The sequence below is a fragment of the Vibrio sp. V38_P2S17PM301 genome, from assembly GCF_009904845.1.
Classification (GTDB): domain Bacteria; phylum Pseudomonadota; class Gammaproteobacteria; order Enterobacterales; family Vibrionaceae; genus Vibrio; species Vibrio proteolyticus.
This window is the reverse complement of sequence record NZ_WXWO01000016.1, coordinates 53,774-76,256: the sequence shown is the minus strand read 5'-3', so window position 1 is coordinate 76,256 and position 22,483 is coordinate 53,774. Positions and strand designations below refer to the sequence as shown.

The following is a 22,483-nucleotide window of genomic DNA, read 5'->3' as shown; positions in this document are numbered from 1 at the left end:
CGTTGTAAGCAGGAGAACAGTGTGAGCAATGACCACTTTAAAGGACGTTTTGAAGTCGAATTTAAGTACCGGGTAGCCTCTAAGCACGCATTTCTGGATGTTTTGCATGCTTTGGAGCATCAAGTTATGTTTGAGAACAATACCGAGTCGGATGTGTACTTTGACACGCCAGATAAACACTTATTTAAGCAAGATAAGAGTTTGTGTATTCGGGAGTTGGCGCCTTCAGGGATCAAACTATGGATTGTCAAAGGACCAGGCCCGGACCGCTGCGAAGCCACAAATATTACCGATGCGGTCAGTGCCAGAAGCATGTTGAAAAACCTTGGCTATCAAGCGGTAATGACCATGAGCAAAATCCGAAGTGTGTACTTTGTCGGTGAATACCACCTTACTCTGGATCATCTGCAAGGTATCGGTGATTTTGCTGAGTTTGCCATCATGACCGACGATGAAGAGGCATTGGAGCGTTACAAAACAGAACTGCAGTCTCTGGCTGCTCGGTTTGGTTTAACCGATGAGGAGCGTGAGTGCAAATCTTACAGAGACTTATATAAGGCGTTAAATCACTAATATGTGACTTCTGTAAATGAATTATTCCACCTGTTCAGTGGTTTCACTTCGTCAATTTCCTATATTGCTGGAAAGTGCTCTGAGTTAATCAGAGCATTAATATGGTGTGCATTTCATTTCTTATCTTGTTTGGGAATTGAATGCAGAGATAGTGATTCGAAGATGTGGAGTATATATGGATTTCATCGAACGTCTGCAAGCTTTGTCGAAAAAGCTCTCACAAGTTTCCTCGAACTTATTGACCGAAGAAGCGACTAAGAATGCGTTGGTAATGCCATTTTTGCATTCGGTATTAGGTTACGATGTTTTTGACCCCAATGAAGTTATTCCTGAATTTACTGCCGATACCGGAACAAAAAAAGGTGAAAAAGTTGATTATGCTTTGATCAAGGACGGTGCTGTTCAGATTCTTATTGAATGTAAAAAGTTTGGTGAATCACTCTCGACCAATCATGCAAATCAATTGTTCCGTTATTTCTCCGTAACCAATGCCAGAATTGCCATTCTTACCAATGGCTCTAAATATCAGTTTTACACAGATCTAGATGCGCCTAATAAAATGGATGAAAAACCATTTCTGACGCTGGATTTAGAAAATCTGGATGAACATGTGGTGCCTGAAATCAAAAAGCTAACCAAATCTTCATTCGATGTCGAATCTGTCGTAGATGCGGCAGGAGAGCTAAAGTATCTCAATCAAATTAAGAAAGAATTGGCTGAGCAGTTTGTGAATCCGGAAGAAGATTTTGTTAAGTTTTTTACCGCGAAAGTTTACGACGGTGTTCAGACTGCGAAAGTGAAAGCTCAGTTTAGTGAGCTAATGAAGAAGGCCCTGAAGCAGTTTTTGAGCGATAGTATTAACGCACGCCTAAAATCAGCAATCGGAAACGATGTTAAAGACCCTGACACGAACATAGTTGAAGAACCAATTGACGATAACGACGATAAACCAAAAGTTGTCACCACAGATGAAGAGATAGAGGGCTTCAACGTCGTGAAGGCCATTTTAAGGCAGAAGGTTGAATTGCAGAGAGTTCACCCTAGAGATACGCAAAGTTATTTTGGGATCCTATTAGATGATAACAATAGAAAACCATTATGCCGACTGTGGTTCAATACAAAGCAGAAATACATCGGTATTTTTGATGAATCAAAGAGTGAAACACGTTATCCGATAGAGTGTATCGATGATATTTTTAACTATTCTGAGCAATTGCAAAAAACCTTGGTATTGTATGATTAATTATTGTCGTGCTTGCTGACATCCGATTACATATCTCACAAAATAAACCTGTATTTATATACAGGTTTATTTTTTGTTTTTATACTATGAAATTTGAAAACAGTTGGGAAAAGTAACGTGTTAAAGCATTTAGAGCCGGGTATCCGTGAGTTGGTGGATGGTTTTATCCAAGCGGGGCGGCCATGTGCTTCCAAGTTGACGGTTGAAGAGCGCAGAGTCGGTTATTTGTCGACAGTGGACTTGGCAGGAGCAGGGCCAGTAATGCTTGAGGAGTTTGAAGAAACGCTGGATGGTATTACGGTTAAAGTCTTTCGGCCGAGTGCTGATGCCTCACTGCCAGTAACTGTTTATTTTCATGGAGGCTGTTTTGTGAGTGGCGGTTTCGATACCCATGCTCAGCAACTTCGTTATTTGGCCAGACAAACCAATACGCTGGTGATATGTATCCGTTATCGTTTGGCACCAGAGCATCCATATCCTGCGGCACATGATGATGTTTACCGTGGCGTGCTGGCCATTCAATCTCAAGGGCGTCGACTGGGTGCTGACACGACTAAAATGGTTTTTGTCGGTGACAGTGCTGGTGGGCACCTGGCTTTGGTGACGTCCCTGAGGTTAAAAAACAGCCACGCCAGTCTCCCTTTGATGCAGGTACTGTTGTATCCCATGCTTGATCCTAAAGGACAGAGTCAAAGTTATACGGATAATGGTCAGGACTATATTATTACTGCTCAAATGCTGTTGTCAGGTTTTCAACAATACATTCCAGGTTGTGAGGCTGTTGATGGTCACTCTGAACTGTATCCGCTTGAGCGTAATGATTATGCAGGTTTGCCGCCAACGCATATTGTGACGGCGGAGTTTGATCCACTGCGTGATGAAGGGGAAACTCTCTACAAGCGTTTGCTGGAAAGTGGCGTGAGCGCGAGTTGCGAACGATATTTAGGCGTTATTCATGGTTTTCATCAATTGGCGGCTGTCAGTCCATCGGCTGTGAGATGCCTTGATCAGGTTGCAGCATGTATCCGTCGCAGCGTTGCCGCTTAAATGCCCGGAAGTCAATAGTTAAGTTAAAGATAAGGCATTCGGTACCACCGAATGCCTTTATTTTAAGGGCGGGCACCCACTGGCACCATGATATGAGCGTAAGGTGTGCCTTTCCACATGACGTAAGGACCACCGTTGTTTGGATCGGTTGGCAGAGCGTCGAGCATCGCTTTATCCGGCGTAATGATCATCAAATGTGGGCCTTCGACCACCCATTGATTGTCATCGGTCATACCCTCTGCATACGGATCAACATTGCTGGCACCACCATCACCGGCAAGCATGTAAGAAATCCCAATCGTTTTGGCTTCAAACGGCTTTTTGTTCATCCAGGCGTCAGCCCAGTCCATCCAGGCTGCATCCATACACATGGGTGCTGTGCCGGACAGTTGAGGCGGCGTTGGGAAACAGGTGTAGTTGCTGGTGCCTTGTTGCAATACGTTGTTGTTCCAGTCGACGACCGTCACTTTATCTCTTAACGCAGGGGGAGCTGCACTGAGTGCATCTTTTAAGAGCATATCGGTATCGTCAGCGGCGTTGGCGTTCGTAGAAGAACCCGCTAGGATTAATAACGCTGTTGCGATATAAGTGTAGCGTTTCATACTGATATCCTTTTTTGGAGTTATCAGGAAATTGGCGCTGTTAATTATAGTTCAGCTCAAAATAGCCAGTCGGTATATGGTATGGACATTTATGCTATGTCCAAACCGGGTTGAACAACTCTTGGAGGCGATATGATCATTACTGTCAGTGCGTTAATAGAGAAAGATGTCGATACGGTCTGGAAAGCCTGGAACACGCCGGAAAGCATCTTGAAGTGGAATGCGGCATCCAGTGACTGGCACACCACGGAAAGTGACGTGGACCTGCGAGTTGGCGGCCGTTTTCGTCACCGAATGGAAGCGAAAGACGGCAGTATGGGGTTCGATTTTACAGGAACGTATCAAGTCGTTGAACTTAATCGTTTAATTGAATTTGAAATGGACGATAAACGAAAGGTGGTGGTGCGTTTTGAATCACTCAATGGACAGACTCAGGTGACCGAAGAATTTGAAGCTGAACAGACGTTTACTCCAGAGCAGCAGCAGACCGGTTGGCAGAATATATTGAATGGTTTTAAGGAATACGTAGAGCAACATCTGTAATGATGCAGATGTCATAACAAAAGGAATCAGCAATACATGATGTTTAATTGCCCGTTAAGCGCGGAAAAAGCCCAAGAGCTGATTGCCCATCTCGGACTGGAATATCAGCATCGAGTCGTGGATATTGGTTGTGGCCAGGGTGAGTTTCTTTTTCAAATCCATCAGAAGACCCAGGCCAACTGCCTTGGGTTAGATATGCAGCCAAACGAAATTGCAGTGGCCAATAATAAAGTGGCCCAACATCCAGATGCGGCGATTCGTTTTCTGGCGACGGACGTTAAGTATGCCGAGCTTGAGAGTGGAGCATACAAGCTGGCGGTTTGTCTGGGATCGACTCATGCGTTTGGTGAGGGTGAAATGGCGTACCCGGATGCTCTGACGAACATGGCCGACCTAGTGGGTGAAAATGGTTTGATACTTGTCGGTGAACCCTACTGGAAACAGGCGCCGGCCAAAGAGTATCTGGATTTTATTGGTGAGCCGGTGGGTGTTTATCGTTCGCATGAACAGAACATTCAGGTTGCGGAAGCACTGGGTTTGATCCCTGTGTACGTTCGTTGCAGTCATCAGGATGAATGGGACAGTTTTGAGTGGGGCTTCCGCTACAAAGCCGAGCAAGAAGCTCTGGCAGAGCCAGGCAACAGTGAAAGAAAGCAAAAGCTTGCCTCCGTGCGCGAATGGAACCGACATTACCGCCTGTATGGCAGGGAGACGATGGGATTCGGTTTCTACTTGTATCTCAAGCCTTGACTCAATGAGCCAGCATAATTTGCTGGCTTTTTTATTCTTGCCGTGGTTTTCACTTTGATGTGTTGTGGTCGCTCGGTTAAGTCACCAAATTTCAGACAGATACGTTTAACTTTCTGAGCGTGTCCTACGCTTAGTAAAACAAACAAAAAACACAAGGGAGACTCGCATGCTAACCAGAGAGAACACTGGGCTTGTTGTGGTGGACGTGCAGGGCAAACTGGCGACGTTGGTGGAAGACAGCGACGCTGTGGTAGCGAATATCACCACGCTCGTCAAAGGTGCAAAAACGCTCAAGCTGCCGATTGTCTGGTTGGAACAGAATCCGGAGAAGTTGGGAGCGACGGTCAAGCCCATCGGTGACGAGCTTGGCGGGCTCAAGCCAGTCAGCAAATTTACCTTCGATGGCTGCGGCGAACAACGTTTTCTTAAACAAGTCAAAAAATCGGGTATCCGTTATTGGCTGGTATGCGGAATTGAAACGCACATCTGTGTTTATCAGACGGCGAAAAGCCTTCGAACACTGGGCTTTGGGGTCGAGTTAATCAGCGATTGTGTTTCGTCCAGAACGGCGGCCAATAAACAGGTCGGTGTGAATAAAATGATGTCGCTTGGCATCGGGATCAGCAGCCTGGAAATGTGCTTATACGAACTGGTTGGTGATTGTCGGGACCCAGAATTCAAGACGATTTTAAAATTGATTAAATAGTCACTTGCCGAATATTCTGACTTCAGGGTAGGCTGATGAAAAGGGAATGACTTGGGAAGTCAGGATGACAAAAAAAGTATTTTGGGATGATCCCTACCAAACAGAGTTGACCTCGACCGTGACAAACGTCGACGGCAATACCATTCAACTGGCTGAAACCATTTTTTATGCTGAATCGGGCGGTCAGGAAAGTGATCAGGGGACGATTGGCGGGCTGGACGTATTACGGGCGGAAAAGGTCGGAACGGCGATCATCTACACGCTGTCAGATACGCCACCGTTTGTGTTGGGTGACAGTGTCACTATCTGTGTAAACTGGACTCGACGTTATGCGCTGATGAAGCTTCACTTTGCCGCGGAGCTGGTGTTGGAGTTGTTCAGTCAGAAGTTTCCCCACATAGAAAAAATAGGTGCACATATTGGTCAGGATAAAAGCCGAATTGATTTTGTCTGGCCTACCAGTATTAATAGCTTATTAGACGAAATGACGGCCGCAGCACAGCGGCTGATTGATGCTGATTTGCCCATACAGAGTGCATTCTCAGATGAAGCACAGCAACGCCGCTACTGGCGTGTTGAAGGCTTTGCTCAAGTCCCTTGTGGAGGCACCCATCTTAAACGGACTTCTGAAGTTGGACGAATCCGGCTGAAGCGTAAAAACATCGGAAAAGGCAAAGAGCGGATTGAAATAACACTGGTGCCGTCACAATAACCGCGTTGCAGTTCGACCAGATGATGTAAAGTGGATACGCTTCCGGCTTCATATCAATGCCTCAATGGAGTTCTGATGGCGCAAACTCGAAACACGGATGTCACGCAGCGTGCGTACGACACCTACTTTTCCTTCAATAATGCTCGAACCCTATCCACAGCCATGGCCAGCGAATTGTGCTTGGTTCGCGAAGCCGGCTATGTCGCCTATATTGACCCGACCCGGCGTTATGATAACCAAGTTTTTGTATCCTCGTCACTGGCTGAGATTGAGTTGCAGCAAGCTCTGGAACGTTACGGGCCCGATACCCCGCCAGAAGTGGTCGTTGAGCCTCAGGCTGTGTCAATGACACTATCTAACGCATTGTTTGAGCGGGGTTATTTACCAAGTTTTTCACATCAGTTCCTGTCTTTGTCTCTGGAGCAACCGACGCCTTCATACAATCCATCCTTGCGAGTTGAACGTTGGGGTTCAGAAAAGGCCGACGCATTTCTCGATTTGCTCACAACCTCTGGCGCACGTTGTGAACCGGAAGTCTGGGCCCAAAAACGGCACCTGTATTGTTCAGACCAGTTCCGTTGCTTCGTCGCGTTCATTGATGAGACGCCTTGTGCGTGGGGCACATCATTCATTGCGGAAGAGTGTGCCATTCTGGCCAACGCTTTTACGCAGGAAGCGTTTCGTGCTTGCGGCTGTCAAACGGCATTGCAGCGTGCCAGAATCCAAGATGCGCAGCAACTGGGCGTTAAACTGGTATTGACTGATGTACTTGCGGGCTCCGTCAGTGCTGACAATTGTTTCAAAGCCGGGTTTTCGACCGATACGATCCGCACGGTATGGGAAAAACGCTGATCTCCCTTAGGCAGTGAAAAAAGGTTTTCGCTGTCTTTTCTCCCGTCTCTCATCTGGTTATGTCTGTCGATTTTCTTAACGCGACTCGCTTCCAGGCAACCTTTCCTGTTTCTATCGCCTCGTTGCCCTAGTTTGGTGAGTGGTGAATCTTTTATATGCATATGGTTACCCAAGAGAGGGCGCTGTGGCATGTTCTTAGCCACACTTCTCTAAAATAGTGAAAACCCATAGAAAATTGCACCAATATGCAGCGTGTCCCAATGCATTGGATTTTCTGTGCGCTCACGAGATACTTCTAACTTCATGTAATTAATAAAGTAATTTTAATTTCTTCCCAATGTTCTGCTCTGGCATTTTTCTTGATGATGATAGTTTGAATAACTATTCACAATAAGGAGATATCCAACATGAACATGATGTTCAAATTAAAACTTGCGGCGATCGGGGCATCACTGATGGTGAGCACTACTCAGGTTCAGGCAGACGAGACGATTAAGGTTGGCGTTCTGCATTCCCTGTCCGGGACAATGGCGATCAGCGAAACCACCTTGAAAGATACAATTTTAATGCTGGTCGACGAACAGAACAAAAAGGGCGGGTTACTGGGGAAAAAGCTGGAAGCTGTAGTGGTCGATCCTGCATCTAACTGGCCATTATTCGCAGAAAAAGCACGAGAACTTCTGGAAAAAGATAAGGTTGATGTGGTGTTTGGTGGGTGGACATCTGTGTCGCGTAAATCCATGTTGCCCGTTTTTGAAGAACTTAACGGGATTTTGTTTTATCCGGTTCAGTATGAAGGCGAAGAGTCGTCGAAGAATGTGTTTTACACCGGCGCTGCGCCTAATCAACAAGCGATTCCAGCGGTTGACTATCTGATGAACGAACTGGGCGTTGAGCGTTGGGTTCTGGCTGGCACCGACTACGTGTATCCGCGCACCACCAATAAGATTCTGGACGCTTACCTGAAAGACCGTGGCGTGAGTGAATCTGACATCATGATCAACTACACCCCATTTGGGCATTCAGATTGGCAATCGATCGTGTCAGAGATTAAAAAGTTTGGTTCGCAAGGGAAGAAAACCGCGGTTGTGTCAACCATCAATGGCGATGCCAATGTGCCTTTCTACAAAGAGCTTGGTGCTCAGGGCGTCAGCTCTGAAGATATCCCGGTTGTTGCGTTCTCCGTGGGTGAAGAGGAACTGTCCGGGATGGACACCTCGGCATTGGTGGGTCATCTCGCGGCCTGGAACTACTTTATGAGTCTGGATACAAGCGACAACGCCGAGTTTGTTAACGCCTGGCATAAGTTTATCAAGAGCCAGAAACGCGTCACCAATGATCCTATGGAAGCGCACTATATCGGTTTCAATATGTGGGCTCAGGCGGTCACGAATGCCGGCACCACTGAACCAGAAGCCGTTCAGGATGCCTTGATTGGTATTTCGGTGCCGAATTTGTCCGGTGGCTACTCCACGATGATGCCCAACCACCATATTACCAAACCGGTTTTGATCGGCGAAATTCAGGACGATGGCCAGTTTGAAGTGGTTTGGGAAACCAAAGGGTTAGTCGCGGGCGATGCCTGGTCTGACTATCTTCCGGAATCTGCGAAGCTGTTTTCCAGCTGGGCAAAACCGTTTTCATGCGGCGCCTTTAATGTCGATACCAAAAAGTGCTCAGGCATTAACTGAGAAACACTTTGGCACCTTGGGATTAAGGGTTCCCAAGGTGCTGTATTTTCATTGCCGGGCGCCAGTTAGCATTAGCTGGTGCCCACCGAAAGGACGCATTTATGACAATGATAACCAGAGCGTTCAGTACGGTGCTACTTCTTTTGTGGGGATTGAACGTTGCATTGGCTGACACGAACGATGAGATTGAATTTAACCGCGTGCAGTTTTCACAAGCGCTGCAAGGCAGAGATACCAGCCTTAAGCTGAGTGCCATGGCTTGGTTAGCACAGCACCAGCCTGAACGGGCAGCCAAATCGATTTTGACCGCTTGGTTGAATGGCAACTTGTATGTTGATAAGACGAAGCCAGACGCCTTGTATATTTTGGATGGCGCGACGACAGCGCAGCAAGCCATGCTTGCCTGGAGTGGCGAGAGCGCTTCGTTACCCAGCCAGGACACGATAACAAAGCTCAGGGTCAATAATAAGCTGCGTGGTGCGATTCGCTCAGAATTGGCCACACTCAGGCTCAACAGCCCTCTGGCGGAAGTACGCACGTCGGCCGTCACGGAACTGCTTGGCACGAGCGAGCCACAAGTACTGACGCAACTGGAAGCGCGTCAGAGCAAAGAACGTGATGCGCAGGTTCAATCGCTGCTGACACTGGCACTGACTATCCCACAGGCTTTGGATGTGCAGGGCACACAACGCATCGAAGCGATTCAACGTTTGTCTGAGTACAAGCACGCCGTCGTGCTGAAAACGCTCAATCAGATTATTGCCTCTGATGCCGATGCTGATGTGTTGACGGCAGCAGAGCGCAGCCTGGCCGATTACAAGCAGAGTCAACGTTTTTACTCGGGCGTTGAGACGGTCTTTTTCGGACTCAGCCTCGGTTCAGTCTTGGTGTTGGCGGGCATTGGTCTGGCTATCACATTTGGAGTGATGGGAGTGATTAACATGGCTCATGGTGAGCTGATCATGATTGGCGCTTACACCACGTACGTGATGCAAGAATTACTGCCGAGCCATATTGGCCTGGCCGTGGTCCTTTCTGTTCCTGTTGCGTTTGTTGTGTCTGGCGCTGTCGGTATCGTGATTGAGCGCAGTGTGATTCGACACCTGTATGGTCGTCCACTGGAAACCTTGTTGGCGACGTTCGGCATCAGCCTGATCCTGCAACAGGCGGTACGATCGATTTTCTCTCCGCTGAATCGCTCTGTGAGCACACCAGACTGGATGACTGGTGCGCTTGAAATCAACCCGATGCTGTCACTGACATACAACCGTTTGTACATCGTGTTGTTCTGTGCATTGGTCTTTGCCGGTTTGGTGATGGTGCTGAAGAAAACACCGCTGGGATTACAGGTCCGCGCTGTCTCACAAAACCGCTCGATGGCTCGCGCCATGGGCATTCGTTCCCAGCGTGTGGACGCGTTAACGTTCGGCCTTGGTTCCGGAGTGGCGGGCATCGCGGGCGTTGCGTTATCACAGTTGACCAATGTCGGACCCAACATGGGTCAGGCATACATCATCGACTCGTTCATGGTGGTGGTCTTCGGCGGCGTCGGTAATTTGTGGGGTACGCTGGTGGCTGGTTTGAGCCTCGGCATGTTCAATAAAGTGCTTGAGCCTTGGGCTGGTGCAGTGCTGGCAAAAATTATGGTGCTGGTTTTCATCATCTTGTTCATTCAAAAACGTCCGCGCGGCCTGTTTCCACAGCGTGGGCGTGCGGCAGAAAGCTAAGGAGAGCGAATGCAGTCGAAATCTTTTGTGCTGTCGGCCATGCGAGGTGACAGAGGAGGGCAGTTGACCATGCTAGCTCTGTTGCTGGCGGTGATTCTGGTTCCATTGGGAAATATTTTGCTACCTGCCGGGCACCCTTTGCATGTGGAGACATTTACGGTGTCTCTACTGGGTAAGTACCTCAGTTATGCCATGCTCGCGCTGGCTGTCGATTTGGTATGGGGATATCTGGGCATTTTGAGTCTCGGACATGGCGCGTTTTTCGCGCTTGGCGGCTATGTGATGGGGATGTACCTGATGCGCCAAATCGGTGACCGAGGCGTCTACGGAAATCCGGTGTTACCCGATTTTATGGTGTTTCTTAACTGGCAGGAGTTACCTTGGTTCTGGCAGGGGTTCGATCAGTTCTGGTTTGCCTGTCTGATGATTGTATTGGTGCCGGGAGTGTTGGCGTTCATCTTTGGCTACCTGGCGTTTCGTTCCAGAGTCTCAGGGGTTTACCTGTCGATCATCACTCAGGCGCTGACTTATGCGCTGATGCTGGCATTTTTCCGCAATGAAATGGGATTTGGCGGCAACAATGGCCTCACGGATTTTAAAGATATTCTGGGGTTCAGTTTGCAGGCAGACGGCACTCGTTTGGCGCTGTTCATTGTCACGGCAATCGCGTTGATGTTCAGTTATGTGCTGTGTCGTAGTGTGGTCAGCAGTCGTTTGGGAAGAGTGGCACTGGCGATTCGTGACACCGAGTCTCGGACTCGCTTTATGGGGTATAACGTCGACGGCATCAAATTGTGGATTTTTGCCTTGTCTGCGGTGATCGCCGGAGTTGCTGGTGCGCTGTACGTGCCTCAGGTCGGCATTATTAATCCGGGTGAATTTGCACCTTTAAACTCAATTGAAGTTGTGGTCTGGGTTGCGCTTGGCGGACGGGCGACCTTGTTTGGTGCCATTGTCGGAGCACTGGTGATCAACTACGCCAAAAGCTGGTTTACGGTGGAGTTCCCTGAAGTATGGCTGTTCGCACTGGGAGGTATGTTTGTGCTGGCGACCATGTACCTCCCGAAAGGGTTAATGGGGTTTGTTGCTGATACAGTGTCCGCGCGGCGACCTCCGAGTCCCCCCACTCAGCAAGCTGACTCAACCAAGGAGGCCGTGGTATGACAACATTCGAACGAGCCATATTGTTCAAGGAGTCTGCGGCCGAGTTTACCCGTCGCGACGAAGTATTTTCATTCCTCAAATCCGATCAGCATCCGTTAGTCGATACCCGGCACAACATCGTTTTGTACGTTGAGGGTGTAAACAAAAGCTTTGATGGATTCAAGGCGATAAATGATCTCAATCTCTATATTCGTGAAGGTGAGTTACGCTGCATTATCGGCCCTAACGGGGCCGGAAAAACGACCATGATGGACATCATTACCGGTAAAACCAAACCTGATTCGGGTCAGGTGTGGCTGGGTTCAAATATCAACTTGCTGAAGATGAACGAGTCGCAGATTGCCAACGCAGGGATCGGCCGTAAGTTTCAAAAACCGACGGTCATTGAATGCCTGACGGTGTGGCAAAACCTCGAGCTTGCGATGTCAGGAGTACGTGGTGTGTGGGGAACATACCGCGCGCGTATGAGCGCAGAACAACAAGACAAACTGGAATCGGTGCTCGAACTGATCCATCTTCAGGACTGTTCAGGCTTGTCATCGGGCAACCTATCACACGGCCAGAAACAGTGGCTAGAAATTGGCATGTTGCTGATGCAAAGCCCCAAACTGCTACTCATTGATGAGCCCGTGGCTGGCATGACACATCAGGAAATGGATCGAACCTCCGAGCTGCTGAATTCGCTGGCAGGCAAGCATTCCGTTGTGGTGGTCGAACACGACATGGACTTCGTGCGCTCTATTGCCAGCCATGTCACTGTGCTCCACCAGGGACATGTGCTGGCAGAGGGCAGCATGGATCAGGTTCAGGCTCATCCGCAAGTCAAACAAGTCTATTTAGGGGAATAAGGATGTTGCAGATAAACGGGCTTAATCAGTTTTATGGTGAGAGTCACACCTTATGGGATCTTGATATGCACATACCACAAGGCCAGTGCACGGTATTGATGGGGCGAAACGGTGTCGGTAAAACCACGCTGTTGCAATGCATTATGGGGTTACTCAACGTGCACAGCGGCGAAATAACCCTCAACGGCCAGTCCTTGATAAATCAACAAGCTGAAACCCGGCCCCGGTTAGGGATTGGTTATGTGCCTCAGGGACGGCAGATTTTTCCCATGTTGACGGTTCAGGAAAACCTGGAGGTGGGCTTACCGATACGAGCTAAAGGAGACCGCCAGATCCCGGCATTCATCTTCGAGCTGTTTCCCGTGTTGCAAGAAATGCTTCATCGCCGGGGCGGAGACTTGTCCGGAGGCCAACAGCAGCAACTGGCGATCGGCCGGGCGTTGGTGGTTAATCCGTCGCTATTGATCCTTGATGAACCCACGGAGGGCATCCAGCCCAATATTGTGCAGGAGATTGGCGACATCATTCGAATGCTCAACCAAAAAATGGGATTAACCGTATTGTTGGTTGAACAAAAGCTGCCGTTTGCACGAAAAGTGGGCGATCGATTTTGTATTTTGGACCGCGGACGACAGGTTGCGCAGGGCGACATGGACAAACTCAGCGAGCAACTGATTGAGGAGTATCTGACCGTATGATGTGTGATCCTGCCGTAGCGTTTGGGTTTGAACAGTCGAACACCCCATTGCAACAACAGATTGAATCGCATGCTGATCAAGGGTGGCAGGCTAAGCTGTCACTCCGTTTTCAGGATCGCGGTGACAAAACCGTGATTCGCGAGCGAGCGCAACAAGGTCCGTTAGCCATTCAACGACCGCTCTATCCTGAAGGAAACGTATGTCATACCTATCTGTTGCACCCGCCCGGAGGCGTCGTGGGTGGGGATGGATTGCACATTACTGCGGATGTTGGAACCGGGGCCAAGGTTCTGGTCACCACGCCCGGCGCCACCAAGTTTTATCGCTCTCAGCAGCGCTTTGCACGTCAGCAACAAGTGTTGCGTGTTGCTGCCGGCGCACGGCTGGAATGGTTGCCACAAGAGAACATTTTTTTCCCGGATGCGCACGTCCGTTTAGATACCCAGATCCACCTCGAAGAAAATGCACAATTTTTGGGCTGGGAGATGCACTGTTTTGGTCGCCCTGCACTAAATGAGGGATTTCTGAGCGGGCATTTAGTCGGGAAAACAGAGGTTTACCTGGACGGTCGCCGTCTGCTGACCGAAGGGTTAAATGTGAGGGGTGGTGATAACCTAATGATAAATAAAGGCCTTTTAGGGTTCTCTATGGCTGCGACCCTGTATATCAGTACCGATGATGAAAAGTTGGCTCAGTTGGTACAGAGCTTGCTCTCTAACATACAGAACGAATTCGGCACAAAGCAGATCGTGATTGCTGCGACTCAGATTGAAAACTTAATTGTCGTTCGCGCATTAGCGCAATGGAGTGAAGTGGTCCTAAACAGTTTTCAACGGGTGTGGCAGTTGGTGAGAACGCACTGGACAGGGGAGTGTCCGGACGCACCGAGAATCTGGGCCACCTGACAACAAATGGAAAACGCAACATGGAATTGTCGCCAAGAGAAAAAGACAAGTTACTGATTTTTTGTGCCGGTTTGCTGGCACAGCAACGCAAACAAAAAGGGCTCAGACTCAACTACCCCGAATCGGTGGCCTACATCAGTAGCGCTATTTTGGAAGGTGCGCGAGAAGGCCGCAGTGTGGCCGAGCTCATGGATTATGGTCGCACGCTATTGACGGTTGAGGATGTCATGGATGGGGTGGCCTCTATGATTCCGGATGTACAGGTTGAAGCCACGTTTCCGGATGGAACGAAGCTGGTTACGGTGCACGAGCCGATTGTATAGGAGCCAAGATGGCGGGATCGAACACAAAACAAGTCGGGCTTATTCCCGGGCAATTAGACAGTGCGGCGGGCGATATTGAATTGAACGCCGGACGCGAGACATTACGCATTAAAGTAGAAAACACGGGCGATCGCCCGGTGCAGATCGGCTCCCACTACCACTTTTATGAGGTCAACGATGCACTGATGTTTGATCGTCAGAAAACACTAGGCTTCAGGCTGAATATCCCGGCAGGGACAGCAACCCGCTTTGAGCCCGGACAGTCTCGAACCGTGGAATTAGTCACTTATGCCGGAGACAGGCAGGTCTTCGGTTTTCAGGGCAAAGTCATGGGGCCATTGAGTTAGCCCGATCAAATAATCACAAGGACAGAAAATGGCTAGGATTTCCAGACAGGCATACGCCGAAATGTTCGGTCCGACCGTGGGAGACCGTTTGCGACTCGCGGATACGGAGTTATGGCTGGAAGTAGAAAGGGACTTCACTGTGTATGGCGATGAAGTCAAATTTGGTGGTGGTAAGGTCATTCGCGATGGCATGGGACAGAGCCAGCGCACGAGCGCAGACACGCCGGATCTGGTGATCACTAACGCTGTGATCCTCGACTATTGGGGAATCGTGAAAGCGGATGTGGCGATAAAGCAGGGTCGAATTCAGGCGATAGGTAAGGCTGGCAATCCGGATATTCAACCGGGCGTGACCATTGTTATCGGTCCCGGCACAGAGATCTTGGCGGGGGAAGGCGCGATACTGACAGCTGGTGGTATTGATTCACATATTCATTTCATTTGTCCTCAGCAAATTGAAGAAGCACTGGCGTCAGGTGTGACGACCATGATTGGCGGCGGTACCGGGCCCAATACGGGAACGAACGCCACCACTTGTACACCAGGGCCTTGGAATATGCACCGTATGTTGGAAGCGCTGGACGGTTTCCCGATGAATTTTGGTCTGCTTGGCAAAGGGAACGCCAGTCGGTCGGAGGCACTGCGTGAGCAAGTCGCCGCAGGTGCGGTCGGCCTCAAGCTTCACGAAGACTGGGGAACCACACCCGCTTCGATTGATACTTGTTTAACGGTGGCCGATGAGATGGACGTCCAGGTCGCAATTCACACCGATACGCTCAATGAATCAGGGTTTGTGGAATCAACCCTTGGCGCCATTGGTGACCGGGTGATCCATACCTATCACACGGAAGGCGCCGGTGGAGGACACGCACCGGACATCATCAAAGCCGCGGGTGTCGCTAATGTTTTGCCGTCTTCCACCAATCCGACCCGGCCTTACACCATCAATACCGTGGACGAACATCTGGACATGTTGATGGTGTGTCATCACCTTTCGCCATCGATTGCGGAAGATGTGGCTTTTGCCGAGTCACGCATTCGCCGGGAAACCATCGCTGCGGAGGATATTTTGCATGATCTCGGCGCGTTCTCGATGATTGCCTCGGATTCTCAGGCCATGGGACGCGTCGGAGAAGTGATCACCCGCACCTGGCAAACCGCGCACAAGATGAAAGTACAACGTGGTAGCCTTAAAGAAGACTCCAGCTACAGTGATAACTTTCGCCTGAAACGTTACGTTGCCAAATACACCATTAATCCTGCGATCACTCACGGCATGGCCCATGAAATCGGGTCGGTGGAAGTCGGAAAACTGGCGGATCTGGTACTTTGGAAACCGGCCTTCTTTGGTGTGAAGCCAAGTGTGATCCTCAAAGGAGGCATGATAGCGATGGCACCAATGGGAGACCCGAATGCTTCGATCCCGACGCCTCAGCCAGTGCACTATCGTTCGATGTTCGGTAGCTATGGTAAGGCTGCGTGTAACACTTCAATGCTATTTGTCTCTCAGGCCGCTCAGCAAGCGGGGATAGCACAGCAGCTCGAACTGAACAGCCAGATTGGCGTAGTTCGTCATTGCCGTGATATCAGCAAGGCCGACATGAAACTCAATGACTGGCAGCCGAACATAGAGGTGGACTCACAGACGTATCAGGTTAGAGCCGATGGTGAGCTGCTGATTTGTGAACCAGCCGATGTTCTGCCGATGGCCCAGCGTTACTTTTTATTCTAACCCTCATCAAAACAACGTGAACACGCTCGCCATCTGTGTCGGTGGCGATGCTCTGTCAGCGTCGGAGCAAGGAACAATCATGATAGAACTCAATGAAATCAGCATGGACATTACGTTAAAGCCACACACTTTTCTCAGCCTGCCTATCGACGGCAGGATCAAAAGCCGTCTGAAAGTAGTCCTGGATGATGGCCGTGATGCCGGGCTGTTTCTCCCCCGGGGGCACATACTGCGCGGCGGGCAACAGTTAAAAAGCCCTTGTGGGGTCGTGGTGGAAATCAAGGCTGCACCCGAGCAGGTCTCGACGGTGTACTGCAATGACTTGCATCTGCTGACGCGGGTTGCTTACCACCTGGGGAACCGCCATGTGCCGTTGCAGATCGAGTTTGGTTGGGTGCGCTATCAGCATGACCATGTGTTGGACGATATGGTCACGGGGCTGGGCGCGAAAGTCACCACAGAAATGGCCCCGTTTGAGCCGGAAAATGGCGCGTACGGTGGTCGCTCAGGCGGGCACCACCATCACTGATGGTACTTCCCTCAATAATTACACGAAACGGAAAAGGATATTCGTATGAAAAAATTCAGCTTGGCTCTCGGAACTTTGTTACTGTCCACAACCCCCGCATGGGCGCATCCTGGGCATGAAACGGCCTCATTTTCCAGTGGGCTCACTCACCCGGTGACCGGCTTTGACCATTTGATCATGTTGATTGCGTTCGGCATTTTGGTGGCGTGTCTGAATGTGAGCGTCAAACGTCAGGTATTGCTCATCGGTGCAGCGTTATTGTCAATGGCCTCGGGTTTGTTGGCAGGCAAATGGTTTGGTTTTATCTCTGGCGTTGAACTTGCCATCGCGGCATCCCTGTTTGTGGTCAGTGGTGCTATCTGGCAAGCGTTTTCAGCATCGCAAAACACCTTACGTCTTGCGGTCAGTTTGTGTGTCGGACTGATCTTTTTCCACGGTTATGCGCACGGTGTGGAAGCGCAAGGAGCGGTTAGTCACTTTGGGCTGGGAATGCTGCTCAGCGCGTGCGCTCTGATGGTACTTGGTATTCAGTTTGGTCGAGCCTTTCGCAGCCCATGGTTGTCTCTGGGTGTTGTTTCAGTCAGTGCGCTGGTCGTGGTGTAACCACTGATGTATCTCGATGAGAGGCACAACCCTGTCGCCGTCTACCGCTTGTTTCAACTGATCAGCCCTTCGTTGCCGATTGGTGGTTTTACCTACTCACAAGGTTTGGAATGGGCGGTTGAAGCGGGCTGGGTTAGTGACAGAGTCTCAATGCAGGATTGGCTGGCGAACATGTTGTTTAACAGTGTTGCCACACTTGAGTTGCCTTTAATTGATCGTTTTTACGCCGCGATTCAAGCGCAGGATGAAGCGAGCCTCGAATATTATAGTGCGCTGATCTACAGCAGCCGGGAGACCAAAGAGCTTCGGGCGGAAGAGCGGCAGCGAGGCCACGCGTTAATCACCCTACTCAGACAGTTAGGCATTGGAGTTGAGCGCTACTCAAAGCGGGCGATGGAGAGCAATCAATTACTCGGATTGTGTGTCGCTGGTATCGAATGGGGAATTCCGGCGTCGGCATTGAAACAGGGCTATCTGTGGAGCTGGGCAGAGAATCTGGCCATGGCGGGCGTTAAGTTAGTGCCACTGGGGCAGACCGATGGACAGAAAGCGTTGATGCATTTAAGTGATTTATTTACATCGGCATTGGAGCAGGCGGCAGCCACAGAAGACTGGATGATCGGCAGTTTTACCCCTTCGGTGTCGATTGCCAGTAGTTTGCACGAAACACAATATACGCGCTTATTTCGTTCATAAGCCACAAGATCACAAGGAAGAGAACAATGGAAAGCTATAAACAGCCACTCCGTATTGGTATTGGTGGGCCGGTTGGCTCTGGGAAAACCGCATTGCTGGAAGTGTTGTGTAAAGCGATTCGTGACAGGCTGCATATCGCGGTGGTGACAAACGACATTTACACTCAGGAAGACGCTAAAATACTGACGCGGGCAGAGGCGCTGGAGCCGGATCGCATTATAGGTGTTGAAACCGGAGGGTGTCCGCATACCGCGATTCGGGAAGACGCATCGATGAATCTGGCAGCCGTCGAGGAATTGGCCAAGCGTCACCGAGATCTGGATGTGGTGTTTGTTGAGAGTGGAGGTGATAACCTTAGTGCAACCTTCAGCCCGGAGCTAGCGGACCTGACCATCTACGTGATTGATGTTGCGGAAGGGGAGAAAATACCGCGCAAAGGCGGACCAGGTATTACCCGTTCGGATCTGCTGGTCATCAACAAGATCGATTTGGCGCCGTACGTGGGCGCATCCCTTGAGGTGATGGAACAGGATACGCTGCGTATGCGTCCAAATAAGCCGTTTGTTTTCACTAACCTGAAAGCCGGTAAGGGGCTCGATACCATCATCGACTTTATTCTTACCGAAGGGATGCTTGAGTTTCACGCCTGATGCAGCTCTGGAGGAGGCGCGCTTGAGCAAGATTTTTCTGGGGAAATAGCGGCGCAAGCACAGATAATCTTATATGCTGGAGAGTGGAGCAGACAGTCTCTGTGATTGATCAGAGCCGTTATGGCGCGGCTTTCGGAGCACAACCTATGACTTCAACCCATCACTTAAGCCTGTATCACAGGAATCACTGTCCGTACTGTCGAAAAGTACGTGAAGTGATTGATGCATTAGGGCTGGATATCCGTTTGGTTGAAATGGAAGAACAACCGGTCGAATGGGAGCGTCTCAAGCTGGAAGGTGGGCAGGCGATGGTGCCTTGCTTACGAATCGATGAAGAACATGGCACCGTTTGGATGTATGAATCAGAGGACATCATCCAGTACCTCCGACAAACTTACGGTCGTCCCCAATGACATCAGAAAAAAGGGCCCTGACTATGCAGGGCCCTTTTTTGCTTTATAGGGTGAGTAGGTAGTTCACCAGTTTGTTGTAATCTTCGAAGCTACGAATACCTTCGGTCTTTACCACGTACTTGTTGTTAACCACAACACCCGGAACACCCGTTAACGCGGTACTCTGGAACTGCTTATCAAAGCGTTTTTGCATTGAGTCGACGGCAAAGCCGTTGTAAGCGGCATCGAACTTCTTACTGTCAACACCATTGTCGGTAAACAACTGGCGCAGCTGCGCTTCATCACGTGGTGGTTGGCGTAGATCATGGATCTGACGGAACATCACTGGAATCATCTGATCTTCAATCCCTAGTGACACCATGGTGGCGTAAGATTTTGCCATTGGAATCGCCATGTTCCCGCCCATAAACGACACATGCACCTTTTTAAAGCTGACATCATCTGGCAGCGCCGGTTTTAAGTTTTTGACGATATTTTCGAATTGGTAGCAGTGTGGGCAGTAAAACGAAAAATACTCAGTGACGGTTGGTGTGGCCGATTTCTCGGTATTCAGCACCGTGTAGTTTTTGCCTTCTTCATATTGTGCGGCAAAAGCGGATACGCTGAGTAGCAGCGCAGAAAAGAGTGTGATCAGTTTTTTCATCGTAAATCCTAGAAGTTGTTTAAATATGAGTTTGTCATCGCATCGTATGCGATCTCGGGTAATAACGTGGATTTATACGATTGGAGGTCGGAACAATGTCTGGGCACGCACAATGGCTTTAACGTTCTGGTCACGGGGGATTAAAGCCAAAGAATAATTTGGAAAGGTGACCTGCAGCGTTGAGACGTGATTGGGTAATTTACTCAGGCTTGAACCACAGCAGTGATGTGAAGAAGCACTGATGTCTGACGCTGAGAGTTTAATCCCATAATCGGTCGTTTCTAGTAACTGGTGAATATCCGCCAGACAAATACGCTCGTCTTCGGCAAAAGTGCCGGACTGGATATGCTCGTTGATGATCACGCCCGAAAACAGCAGCGCGCAGGCAACCAGCAAAAATGTCCAAGTAGTACGTGCGATGGGCAGCATGGCAATAACGAGGTTCAAAACAGGCTTTCATCATACCGAATATTTTCGTCAGTGGTATGAAATTGAACCTATTTTTGGCTGTTTGCTGCAAAATTCAACAGGTTGAACGAGGTTTTACCTTAGTCAGACCTTCACTGACCGTTTTCTGACATGTTTCATTGGGTTGATGAATTACCATGGTATCCAATTACATAATAAATACATTAAGGTGGAACGATGAAATCGTTGATCATCATGTTAACCAGCGTGGTATTGCTTTCTGGCTGTCAGTTGACTCGCGTGGAAGGTGAGTTTAAAGATGTTGAAGTTGAAATGAGTTCAAAAGGCTCAGGCGGTTCTAAAGGCAGCTTCTGCCCACCAGGGCAAGCCAAAAAAGGCAACTGCTAACAACGCAAGTTTAGAGATAAGAAAAGGCCGGTGCAAATGCTCCGGCCTTTTTGCTATTGGTAAGTAACGTAATTTAATCTCCCACTTTCAGGATCTTAGCTACACTAAATAGAAACCCATCTACTGAAGGTAAGCTGATGAAATCACTGATAGTCGTATTGTTGGGCATGTTTGTGCTGTCTGCCTGTCAACTCACCCGTGTGGAGGGTGAATACAAAGATATGGAGATAGAGGTCAACTCCAAGGATTCAAAAGATTCTCATGGAAAATTCTGTCCACCGGGGCAAGCGAAAAAAGGCAACTGCTGAGCAGGGTTCAATCGCGATCTTACGGTCATTTTCGGAGTGGATAGATGGAAGAATACATCTCGCATGTTTCCCGGCACGTGACTAACGCCATCAGCAGTGTCGATACCTACAACCAGATAGGCGTGATTCTGGCCGTCTATCTGCTGGCGTATTTTCTCTCTTCCCGCATTCATAAATATGTCCCTATTTTGCGCGAAGCGGTGACCACCGATGCAAACTTCCCGATACGCTCGATTGCACACCGGTGCGGCAAACTGATTTTCCCGATACTGGCGCTGTTGTTGCTCAGGATGTCGATTGAGTTCAGTTCAGTGTTGATGGCAGACAGCTGGGTTATGCAAGTCGCGTTCGCTTTGGCGTTGTTACTGCTTTACCACTCCTCTGTTCATTTGTTGATCACCAACGCGCTGGTAGCGAAAGTGTTTCGCTGGATAGGGATACCTATCATTCTGTTTTATGTCACCGGAGTTCTGGATGACATTGTACGTGTTCTTGAATCGATGTCGATTGAACTGGGTAACATACGGTTGTCGGCTTACGGTTTAGTGCGAACGTTGATTTTTGGTTCTTTACTGTTCTGGCTTGGCCGGGTTTCCAATTCAACCGGACAAACCATCATTCGCAAACAGAAGTCACTGGATTTCAGAACACGGGAGATCGTTGCAAAACTGTTTGAAATTATGTTGTTTTTTGTCGTTGTGATGCTGATTCTGCAATTGATGGGCATCAACTTAACGACGCTGGCAGTATTCGGTGGGGCCTTGGGGGTCGGGCTGGGTTTTGGGCTTCAGGCCGTGGCATCGAACTTCATCTCTGGGGTGATCATTATATTTGACCGTTCGATTTCAGTGGGCGACTACATTGAAATGGAAGACGGACGCACCGGTACGGTCACCGAACTGAACATGCGTTCAACAACGCTCGAAACCTACGATGGCAAAGACATCGTCGTACCCAACGAGAAGTTTATTAACAGTTCGTTTGTGAACTGGACGCATAAAAACATCAAACAACGGTACCGGGTCGATTTTTCGGTGGCGTACAAGACGGACGTGCGCAATATGGTGACGTTGGTGAAAGAAGCGGTAGCGCAGCATCCTAAAGTATTGGCTGGTCCCGATGTGCCATTAGAGGAGCTCCCCGATTGCGAAATTGACAGTTTCGGTGACTCCGGGATCAACATGTTTGTTGAGTTCTGGATTGAAGGGATTGACGATGGACGCAACCGGGTCGGAGGCGATCTGATGTTAATTATTCTGGAGACACTGCAGCAGAATAATATCGAAATTCCGTTCCCGCAGCGGGAAGTGAAAATACTCAACCCAAACGAAGCATCACGCAGCAACGATTTGTTGTGACCAC

28 protein-coding genes are annotated in these 22,483 nt (G+C 49.3%); 25 read left to right on the top strand and 3 right to left on the bottom strand.

Going from position 1 to position 22,483, the window contains the following annotated elements; genetic code table 11:
• Positions 1-21 precede the first annotated feature (21 nt).
• From cyaB to CAG64_RS03690, 3 genes are all read left to right on the top strand, one after another.
• Positions 22-573, top strand: coding sequence for a class IV adenylate cyclase (cyaB, locus tag CAG64_RS03700; protein ID WP_161488931.1), 552 nt, complete (start codon positions 22-24; stop codon positions 571-573).
• 175 nt (positions 574-748) lie between these two features.
• On the top strand, positions 749-1,816 hold the full coding sequence (locus tag CAG64_RS03695) for a type I restriction endonuclease (RefSeq protein ID WP_161488932.1): 1,068 nt from the start codon (positions 749-751) through the stop codon (positions 1,814-1,816).
• 117 nt (positions 1,817-1,933) lie between these two features.
• Positions 1,934-2,863: an alpha/beta hydrolase fold domain-containing protein gene (locus tag CAG64_RS03690; protein WP_161489270.1), complete on the top strand. Its 930-nt coding sequence runs from the start codon at positions 1,934-1,936 to the stop codon at positions 2,861-2,863.
• 62 nt (positions 2,864-2,925) lie between these two features.
• Here CAG64_RS03690 and CAG64_RS03685 read toward each other — a convergent pair whose 3' ends face one another.
• Positions 2,926-3,465, bottom strand: coding sequence for a hypothetical protein (locus CAG64_RS03685; RefSeq protein WP_161447638.1), 540 nt, complete (start codon positions 3,463-3,465; stop codon positions 2,926-2,928).
• A gap of 132 nt (positions 3,466-3,597) precedes the next feature.
• Here CAG64_RS03685 and CAG64_RS03680 point away from each other — a divergent pair, with 132 nt between their 5' ends.
• From CAG64_RS03680 to CAG64_RS03590, 19 genes are all read left to right on the top strand, one after another.
• Positions 3,598-4,008, top strand: a complete 411-nt coding sequence (locus CAG64_RS03680; protein WP_021703541.1) for an SRPBCC domain-containing protein — start codon at positions 3,598-3,600, stop codon at positions 4,006-4,008.
• A 36-nt stretch (positions 4,009-4,044) separates the two neighbouring features.
• Positions 4,045-4,758 carry an SAM-dependent methyltransferase gene (locus tag CAG64_RS03675; protein WP_161447636.1) on the top strand — a complete coding sequence of 238 codons (714 nt, stop codon included), beginning with the start codon at positions 4,045-4,047 and terminating at the stop codon, positions 4,756-4,758.
• A gap of 166 nt (positions 4,759-4,924) precedes the next feature.
• The gene (locus CAG64_RS03670) at positions 4,925-5,464 is read left to right on the top strand and encodes an isochorismatase family protein (RefSeq protein WP_161457636.1); all 540 of its coding nucleotides are present in this window, start codon (positions 4,925-4,927) and stop codon (positions 5,462-5,464) included.
• A 64-nt stretch (positions 5,465-5,528) separates the two neighbouring features.
• Positions 5,529-6,176 carry an alanyl-tRNA editing protein gene (locus CAG64_RS03665; protein ID WP_161457637.1) on the top strand — a complete coding sequence of 216 codons (648 nt, stop codon included), beginning with the start codon at positions 5,529-5,531 and terminating at the stop codon, positions 6,174-6,176.
• Positions 6,177-6,251: 75 nt separating this feature from the next.
• The gene (locus CAG64_RS03660; RefSeq protein WP_161457638.1) at positions 6,252-7,028 is read left to right on the top strand and encodes an N-acetyltransferase; all 777 of its coding nucleotides are present in this window, start codon (positions 6,252-6,254) and stop codon (positions 7,026-7,028) included.
• Positions 7,029-7,435: 407 nt separating this feature from the next.
• Positions 7,436-8,719 carry an urea ABC transporter substrate-binding protein gene (gene urtA, locus CAG64_RS03655; RefSeq protein WP_021703536.1) on the top strand — a complete coding sequence of 428 codons (1,284 nt, stop codon included), beginning with the start codon at positions 7,436-7,438 and terminating at the stop codon, positions 8,717-8,719.
• Between the two features lie 101 nt (positions 8,720-8,820).
• A complete protein-coding gene (gene urtB / locus CAG64_RS03650; protein ID WP_161457639.1) occupies positions 8,821-10,446 on the top strand; it encodes an urea ABC transporter permease subunit UrtB in 1,626 nt (541 codons plus the stop codon).
• 9 nt (positions 10,447-10,455) lie between these two features.
• Positions 10,456-11,610 (top strand): urea ABC transporter permease subunit UrtC, encoded by a 1,155-nt coding sequence (urtC, locus tag CAG64_RS03645; RefSeq protein WP_161457640.1) that lies wholly within the window; start codon positions 10,456-10,458, stop codon positions 11,608-11,610.
• Positions 11,607-12,458, top strand: coding sequence for an urea ABC transporter ATP-binding protein UrtD (urtD, locus tag CAG64_RS03640; RefSeq protein ID WP_021703533.1), 852 nt, complete (start codon positions 11,607-11,609; stop codon positions 12,456-12,458). The genes urtC and urtD overlap by 4 nt, the downstream gene beginning before the upstream one ends.
• Positions 12,459-12,460: 2 nt before the next feature.
• A complete protein-coding gene (urtE, locus tag CAG64_RS03635) occupies positions 12,461-13,156 on the top strand; it encodes an urea ABC transporter ATP-binding subunit UrtE (protein ID WP_021703532.1) in 696 nt (231 codons plus the stop codon).
• Positions 13,153-14,061: an urease accessory protein UreD gene (locus CAG64_RS03630; RefSeq protein WP_161457641.1), complete on the top strand. Its 909-nt coding sequence runs from the start codon at positions 13,153-13,155 to the stop codon at positions 14,059-14,061. Before urtE ends, CAG64_RS03630 begins: the two co-directional genes overlap by 4 nt.
• Positions 14,062-14,081: 20 nt before the next feature.
• Entirely contained in the window at positions 14,082-14,384 is a 303-nt protein-coding gene (gene ureA / locus CAG64_RS03625; protein ID WP_021703530.1) for an urease subunit gamma, read from the top strand.
• Positions 14,385-14,392: 8 nt separating this feature from the next.
• Positions 14,393-14,731 carry an urease subunit beta gene (locus CAG64_RS03620; protein WP_021703529.1) on the top strand — a complete coding sequence of 113 codons (339 nt, stop codon included), beginning with the start codon at positions 14,393-14,395 and terminating at the stop codon, positions 14,729-14,731.
• A 28-nt stretch (positions 14,732-14,759) separates the two neighbouring features.
• Positions 14,760-16,463 (top strand): urease subunit alpha, encoded by a 1,704-nt coding sequence (gene ureC / locus CAG64_RS03615; RefSeq protein WP_161457642.1) that lies wholly within the window; start codon positions 14,760-14,762, stop codon positions 16,461-16,463.
• 79 nt (positions 16,464-16,542) lie between these two features.
• Positions 16,543-16,992 carry an urease accessory protein UreE gene (gene ureE, locus CAG64_RS03610; RefSeq protein WP_161452589.1) on the top strand — a complete coding sequence of 150 codons (450 nt, stop codon included), beginning with the start codon at positions 16,543-16,545 and terminating at the stop codon, positions 16,990-16,992.
• A 45-nt stretch (positions 16,993-17,037) separates the two neighbouring features.
• Positions 17,038-17,595 (top strand): HupE/UreJ family protein, encoded by a 558-nt coding sequence (locus tag CAG64_RS03605; protein ID WP_021703526.1) that lies wholly within the window; start codon positions 17,038-17,040, stop codon positions 17,593-17,595.
• Positions 17,596-17,601: 6 nt separating this feature from the next.
• Positions 17,602-18,291, top strand: a complete 690-nt coding sequence (locus tag CAG64_RS03600; protein WP_161457643.1) for an urease accessory protein UreF — start codon at positions 17,602-17,604, stop codon at positions 18,289-18,291.
• A 26-nt stretch (positions 18,292-18,317) separates the two neighbouring features.
• On the top strand, positions 18,318-18,941 hold the full coding sequence (ureG, locus tag CAG64_RS03595) for an urease accessory protein UreG (protein ID WP_021703524.1): 624 nt from the start codon (positions 18,318-18,320) through the stop codon (positions 18,939-18,941).
• A 146-nt stretch (positions 18,942-19,087) separates the two neighbouring features.
• Positions 19,088-19,354 carry a glutaredoxin family protein gene (locus CAG64_RS03590; protein WP_021703523.1) on the top strand — a complete coding sequence of 89 codons (267 nt, stop codon included), beginning with the start codon at positions 19,088-19,090 and terminating at the stop codon, positions 19,352-19,354.
• 43 nt (positions 19,355-19,397) lie between these two features.
• On the opposite strand, the gene CAG64_RS03585 is transcribed toward CAG64_RS03590, so the two are convergent.
• Both CAG64_RS03585 and CAG64_RS03580 read right to left on the bottom strand, forming a co-directional pair.
• Entirely contained in the window at positions 19,398-19,997 is a 600-nt protein-coding gene (locus tag CAG64_RS03585; RefSeq protein WP_161457644.1) for a thiol:disulfide interchange protein DsbA/DsbL, read from the bottom strand.
• 72 nt (positions 19,998-20,069) lie between these two features.
• Positions 20,070-20,444 (bottom strand): hypothetical protein, encoded by a 375-nt coding sequence (locus tag CAG64_RS03580; protein ID WP_021703521.1) that lies wholly within the window; start codon positions 20,442-20,444, stop codon positions 20,070-20,072.
• Positions 20,445-20,642: 198 nt separating this feature from the next.
• Here CAG64_RS03580 and CAG64_RS23585 point away from each other — a divergent pair, with 198 nt between their 5' ends.
• The 3 genes from CAG64_RS23585 (at position 20,643) to CAG64_RS03575 (ending at position 22,479) form a co-directional block, all read left to right on the top strand.
• Positions 20,643-20,813, top strand: coding sequence for a hypothetical protein (locus CAG64_RS23585; protein WP_021703520.1), 171 nt, complete (start codon positions 20,643-20,645; stop codon positions 20,811-20,813).
• Between the two features lie 137 nt (positions 20,814-20,950).
• Positions 20,951-21,121, top strand: a complete 171-nt coding sequence (locus CAG64_RS23580; protein WP_021703519.1) for a hypothetical protein — start codon at positions 20,951-20,953, stop codon at positions 21,119-21,121.
• 44 nt (positions 21,122-21,165) lie between these two features.
• The gene (locus tag CAG64_RS03575; protein ID WP_161457645.1) at positions 21,166-22,479 is read left to right on the top strand and encodes a mechanosensitive ion channel family protein; all 1,314 of its coding nucleotides are present in this window, start codon (positions 21,166-21,168) and stop codon (positions 22,477-22,479) included.
• Positions 22,480-22,483: the final 4 nt, after the last annotated feature.